This window comes from Martelella sp. (genome assembly GCF_984369615.1).
The window spans coordinates 1-6,205 of the sequence record NZ_CFHTCS010000264.1 but is presented as its reverse complement, the minus strand read 5'-3'; the positions used below and the strand labels follow the sequence as shown (position 1 = coordinate 6,205).

The window sequence follows — 6,205 nt, the reverse complement described above, 5'->3', positions numbered from 1 at the left end:
CGTTGGGGACTTCATGTTCGGCCGCTTCGTCGCAGCGGCCGGAGGCAACCAGGTAGAGGCCGCCGCTTTCTCTTGGCTCCGGCCGGAAGAAGTCAATGACCCTCAGGATGACGGGCTGTGGGATCCTCTCCGGCCTGCAGAACGGAACCGCCTTCTTCGCCTCGACCTCGATCTTCGCCATCGGCGGCTGTTTCGCGCTGATGGGCGAGGCCGACCGGGCGCAGATGCTGTTCGAGGACCTGCCGGGCCTGATCCCCTCGACCCGGGCGGCCTTCGAGATGAAGGCCGGCGGGCTCGCCGCGATCTTCGGCTATTCCTTCTTCAAGTTCGGCTGGTCCTATCGCCTGTTCAACTACAACACCATTCTGTTCGGCGCGCTGCCGATGCGCGACGGCGCGAGCGGGGAAAAGGCCCCGGAGCGGATGGCCGAACAGATTGCCGAAGTCAACATTATCGCCGCGCGCCATTTCAACACGGGGCTGAGGGCGATTTTCCTGTCGATCGGCTATCTCGGCTGGTTTCTCGGGCCCTATGTATTCATGGCGACGACGGCCTTCGTATTCATGATCCTGACGCGGCGACAGTATTTCTCCGATGCGCGCCGAACCATCCTGGAAGCCACCCAAACCGAAAGCGAAGAGCGGCCATGACCGAGAAGACGAGCCCCGCGACGAAGGGCCGGCGCATCCACCTGATAGACGCGGCGCGCGGCATGGCGCTGATCGCCATGGCGATCTATCATTTCGTCTGGGATCTCGACTTCTTCGGCTATGTCTCCCCCGGTCTTTCAACGCGCGGCGGCTGGGCGATCTTTGCCCATCTCGACGCCGCAAGCTTCCTGTTCCTCGCGGGCTACAGCCTGTGGATGGCGCATGGCGCTTCCCTGAGACCGCGATCCTTCCTGAAACGCCTCGCCATCCTGGCGGCGGCCAGCCTTGCGATCACGGCGGTTTCATTCTTCGCCACGCCGAACGCGATCATCTATTTCGGCATTCTCCACATCATCGCGGTCGCCTCGGTGATCGGTCTCCTGTTCCGCAAGGTGCCGGCCGTCGTCACCCTCGTCATCGCCGCACTCGCCCTGCTCGCGCCGCATCTGATGCGCTTCGACGCGCTCGACCCGCGCTATCTCGCCTGGATCGGCATGGCAGCCCATCCCTACCCGTCGAGCGACTATGTGCCGCTGCTGCCGTGGATTGCGCCCTTCCTCGCCGGGTTCGCCGCCTCGAAACTCACGCTGTCCTGGCTGAGGCGGCAAAAACAGCTGCCGGCGCAGGAAAACCCGCTGACCTTTCTCGGCCGCCACAGCCTGATCTTCTACCTCGTTCACCAGCCGGTCCTCTACGGCCTCGTCTATGCCGCGACGCTGGTGGCGCCGCCGAACCCCGCGCCGGCCTATCTGTCAGCCTGCCAGGCAACGTGCGCACAGACGGACGAGGCGGACTTCTGCCGCTCCTACTGCGCCTGCACGCTCGAGGCGCTGGAACAGGAGGGATTGCTGGCCCCGCTGATGCAAAACCGGACCGGGGACGAGGATGCGGTCGCGCTCGGGCGGATCGCCATGTCGTGCAGCATAAGATAGGCCCTGGCGGAAGGAAGCGGGAAAGATCAGGTGCCGACGCCAATCTCGGCAAGACGCGCCAGGCAAGTCTCCTCGGCGATATCGAGTTCACCCATCATCTCGTCAATGTCGCGGCGCTTCTGTCTGAGATCGTCGCGTCGCGACTTGATTTCATGCATGGTCTGCTTCAACTGGTCGATTTCGGTCGGCGGGCGATGGAACAGGTTCTGCATGTCCCTGATTTCGGCAAGCGTCAGCCCGATGCGACGGCTGCGCAGGATCTCCTTGATCAGCACACGCTCCTTTTCGCTGTAGAGCCGCGTGCGCCCGCGCCGCTCGGGCTGGAGCAGGCCCTCGTCCTCGTAGAATCTGAGCGTCCGGGTGGAAACCCCGAATTCGCGCGTAAGTTCTGTAATCGAATAAAATCTCTTCTGCACAATGCGCCCCGACTTTTATTTTTTGTTTGGTCTGGAAAACGTTTTTGAAACTAGATGTTAAACCACCAGGTCGCAATTCCCAAGAATGAGAAAAAGCCGATGACATCGGTGGTCGTGGTGACGAAAACCGACGAGGATATGGCGGGATCGGCGCCGGCCCGGTCAAGAAGAAGCGGAATCAGAATGCCGGCCATGGCAGCGGCAAACATGTTGATAATCATGGCGGCGGCCACAACCCCGCCGAGTTGCGGGTTGTCAAACCAGTAACCCGCAACTAACGCGATGAGCAGGGCGAAGACGACGCCGTTGAACAGGCCGACGCCGGCCTCCCTGCGGATGATCCGCGCCGCATTGTAAATATCGAGGTCGCGGGTGGCGAGCGCGCGCACCGTCACCGTCATCGTCTGTGTGCCGGCATTGCCGCCCATGGAGGCGACCACCGGCATCAGCACGGCAAGGGCGATCATCTGGCCGATCGATTCGTCGAAGAGACCGATAACGCTCGCGGACATGAACGCCGTGCCCATGTTGATCAGCAGCCAGCCGAAACGCGAGCGCACCGCCCTGACGACATTGTCGGAGAGCTCCTCGTCGCCGACGCCGCCGAGGCGCTTGATGTCCTCATCCGCTTCCTCGTGGATCACGTCGACGACATCGTCGATGGTCAGCACGCCGACAAGCCGCCCGTTATTGTCGACGACGGCGGCGGAGAGGAGGTCGTACTGTTCGAAGACCTGAGCAGCCTCTTCCTGGTCGAGTTCGGCATCGATCGGGTGGTTGGTCTCGCGCATGATCGTCTCGATCTTCACCTGGCGCTTGGTGCGCAGGATGCTGTCGAGATCGACGGCGCCGAGCAGGCGGAAGGTCGGATCGACGACGAAGATCTGCGAAAAGGAATCAGGCAGGTCATCGTCCTCGCGCATGTAATCGATGGTCTGGCCTACGGTCCAGAACGGCGGCACCGCCACGAATTCCGTCTGCATGCGCCGGCCGGCGGAGCTTTCCGGATAGTCGAGCGAGCGCGTCAGCCTGATCCGTTCGGTAAAGGGCAGCTTGGAGAGGATATTCTCGCGCTCTTCGTCCTCGAGGTCTTCGAGGATATAGACCGCGTCGTCCGAATCGAGGGCGCTCAGCGCGCTGACGAGCTGTTCGGAGGGCAGCGATTCGATGATGTCGAGGCGGATCGCCTCGTCGACCTCGGTCAGCGCCGTCAGATCGAACTCGTCGCCGAGAAGCCGCACCAGTTCGGGCCGGCTGTCATAGTCCAGCGCTTCGATGACGTCGCCGAGTTCGGATTCGTGCAGGCTCGCCACCTCCTCGCGAAGATAGTCGGTATTGCCTTCGGCAATCGCCTGCTGGACGCCGGCGAGGAATTCGGCGCTGACCGACCCCTCCTCGTTATAGATATCATCGGTCGTCTCGCGCGCTTCGGTCTCTTTCAGCACTTCTTCATCCAGATGGCTCATCTTGGGAAACCTTTCTGTCAGCAACGCTACCCTTCACGCGCGGTTCCGCCCGCGCTCATCTCTTAGTGCGTTTCAGGCGGAAAGGAAATCGCTTCGGGGCAACCTTTTGATGACAGGCAAGAGCAGCAAAATCGTGTTCTCCGGCGCGCCGCGACGAAGCAATCTGTTGAATGGCGAATCTGTTTTTTGTTAAGCTTTGCCGGGCACGGCGCAGACCGGCAGTGGCGCGGAACGCCGAAGGGAGATCAAATGGATCACGGCAGCAGGGACGAACGCAAGGCAGCCGGCGGCTGGGAGGCCCTGATCGCCTCCGGCCGATCGCTCATCTCGAGCGGCGCGCCGCTTTCCGGGGCGAAGGCGCTCAGAAAGGCGAACCAGCCCGACGGCTTCGACTGTCCCGGCTGCGCCTGGGGCGATCCCGAGCACGGCTCTTCCTTCGAGTTCTGCGAGAACGGGGTGAAGGCCGTTTCCTGGGAAGCGACCGAGCGGCGGGCCGATCCGGCTCTTTTCGGGCGGCTGTCGGTCGGCGAACTTTCAAGGCTCGATGACCACAGCCTCGAAAACCACGGACGCCTGACCCATCCCATGCGCTACAACCGCGCAACCGACCACTATGAGCCGGTCACATGGGACGACGCCTTTGCGGGCATCGCGTCGGTTCTCAACGCGCTTGAAAGCCCGCACGAGGCGCAGTTCTACACCTCCGGGCGCGCCAGCAACGAGGCGGCCTTTCTCTACCAGCTGTTCGTCCGCATCTTCGGCACCAACAACATGCCGGACTGTTCCAACATGTGCCACGAAGCCTCCGGCGTGGCGCTGACCCAGGCGATCGGCATCGGCAAGGGCACGGTCCGGCTTGAGGATTTCGAAAAGGCCGATGCGATCTTCGTCGTGGGGCAGAACCCGGGCACCAATCATCCGCGCATGCTGGGGGACCTGCGCCGGGCCGCCGAACGGGACGCGCGGATCGTGGCCTTCAACACGCTGAAGGAACGCGGGCTGAAGCGTTTCGCCGACCCGCAGCGCAAGCGCGAAATGGTGCTCGGCGGCAGCGCGCCGATCGCCAGCGACTATTTCCAGCCGCGGCTCGGCGGCGACATGGCCGCTTTCAGGGGCATGGCCAAGGCCGTGCTGGCGGCTGACCGCAAGGCCCGAGCCGAGACCGGAACGGGCGTGCTTGACGATGTTTTCATCCGCGAGCACTGCCACGGATTCGAGGACTATGTCGCCGCGATCGACGCCACCGGCTGGGGCGCGATCGAGGATCAGTCGGGCCTGTCGCGCGACGATCTCGAAAAGGCGGCGGCGATCTATCTTGATGCGGACAACGTGATCTGCACCTGGGCCATGGGGATTACGCAGCACCGGCATTCGGTGGCGACGATCCGCGAAATCGCAAATTTCATGATGCTGCGCGGCCAGATCGGCAGGCCCGGCGCCGGCCTCTGCCCGGTGCGCGGCCACTCGAACGTGCAGGGCGACCGCACGATGGGCATCAACGACAAGCCGCCGGCAACCCTTCTCGATGCGCTTGAGAGAAATTTCGGCTTCAAGCCCCCGCGCGAAAACGGCGACAGCACGATCGAGGCGATCGGCGCGATGATTTCCGGGCGTTCGAAGGCCTTCATCGGGCTTGGCGGCAATTTCGCCCGCGCCGTTCCGGACAGCGGCTTCATCGAAAAGGCGCTGCGCGGCCAGAGGCTGACCGTGCATATCGCCACAAAACTCAATGCCAGCCACACAATGCCGGGCGAAAACGCCTATCTCCTGCCCTGTCTCGGGCGCACCGAGATCGACCTCAATGCAAAAGGCGAACCGCAACTCATCACCGTTGAGGATTCCATGAGCATGGTCCATGGCTCGGCGGGCATCAATCCGCCGGCAGGGCAAGAGCTGCGCTCCGAGATTGCCATCATCGCCGGGATTGCCGCAAGAACCGTCGGCTCGGCAATCGTCGACTGGACGGCGCTTGCCGAGGACTATGACAGGATCCGTGACCTGATCGAGAAGACGATTCCCGGCTTTGACGACTTCAACGAGCGGGTGCGCCGGCCGCGCGGCTTCGATCTCGGCAATGCGGCGGCCGAGCGCCGCTGGAACACGCCGACCGGACGCGCCAACTTCTTCACCGGCACATTGCCCGAAAAGACCGCCTACCAGGACCGGCAGGACGCGCCGGACCGCTTCGTGCTGCAGACCATGCGCAGCCACGATCAGTACAACACAACCGTCTACGGCATGGACGACCGCTACCGCGGCGTCTATGGCGAACGCCGGGTCGTCTTCGTCAACCCGATCGATATCGAGGCGCTTGGCGCGAAGCCGCATCAGCGCGTGACGATCACGGGACCGGATGAAGACGGCATTTCGCGCGTGGCGGAAGGCTTCAAGATCATTCCCTATGACATTCCGCGCGGCTGTATCGCCGGCTATTTCCCCGAGCTCAACGTGCTGGTGCCGCTTTCAAGTTACGGCGAGATGAGCGGCACGCCGACATCGAAATCGGTTCCCGTGCGCCTGAGCCTGATAGAGGGACCTGCCGCCGCATGAGCGATGCGCCCTGCGATACCGCACTGCTTGCCGAAAGGCTTGGCCGGAGCGAACGATTGTCCGGCGCGCGGCTGCCGTCTGCGGTTCTCGCGCTTCTGCTTGCAGGCCAGGCGGAGGACAGCCGCACGGCCGCCCGCGCGCTTGACGTCGCGCACGCCCTTGTGCTGCGGGCCGTGGCGATGCTTGCAGGC

4 protein-coding genes and 2 pseudogenes are annotated in these 6,205 nt (G+C 63.3%); 4 read left to right on the top strand and 2 right to left on the bottom strand.

What is annotated here, in order from left to right:
- Window positions 1–101: 101 nt before the first annotated feature.
- Together AC5DC2_RS17625 and AC5DC2_RS17620 are read left to right on the top strand one after the other, a co-directional pair.
- A pseudogene (locus AC5DC2_RS17625) lies at window positions 102–650 on the top strand (DUF599 domain-containing protein); the annotation flags it as partial.
- A complete protein-coding gene (locus AC5DC2_RS17620) occupies window positions 647–1,582 on the top strand; it encodes a heparan-alpha-glucosaminide N-acetyltransferase (RefSeq protein ID WP_491699414.1) in 936 nt (311 codons plus the stop codon). The pseudogene AC5DC2_RS17625 and the gene AC5DC2_RS17620, both read left to right, overlap by 4 nt.
- 26 nt (window positions 1,583–1,608) lie before the next feature.
- On the opposite strand, the gene AC5DC2_RS17615 is transcribed toward AC5DC2_RS17620, so the two are convergent.
- Both AC5DC2_RS17615 and mgtE read right to left on the bottom strand, forming a co-directional pair.
- Window positions 1,609–2,001 (bottom strand): MerR family transcriptional regulator, encoded by a 393-nt coding sequence (locus AC5DC2_RS17615; protein ID WP_024707484.1) that lies wholly within the window; start codon window positions 1,999–2,001, stop codon window positions 1,609–1,611.
- 47 nt (window positions 2,002–2,048) lie between these two features.
- Window positions 2,049–3,464: a magnesium transporter gene (gene mgtE / locus AC5DC2_RS17610; RefSeq protein WP_491699413.1), complete on the bottom strand. Its 1,416-nt coding sequence runs from the start codon at window positions 3,462–3,464 to the stop codon at window positions 2,049–2,051.
- Between the two features lie 249 nt (window positions 3,465–3,713).
- Between mgtE and AC5DC2_RS17605 the strand changes: the two genes are divergently transcribed.
- Both AC5DC2_RS17605 and AC5DC2_RS17600 read left to right on the top strand, forming a co-directional pair.
- Window positions 3,714–6,014 (top strand): FdhF/YdeP family oxidoreductase, encoded by a 2,301-nt coding sequence (locus tag AC5DC2_RS17605; protein ID WP_491699412.1) that lies wholly within the window; start codon window positions 3,714–3,716, stop codon window positions 6,012–6,014.
- Window positions 6,011–6,205: pseudogene (locus AC5DC2_RS17600) on the top strand (hypothetical protein); the annotation flags it as partial. The gene AC5DC2_RS17605 and the pseudogene AC5DC2_RS17600, both read left to right, overlap by 4 nt.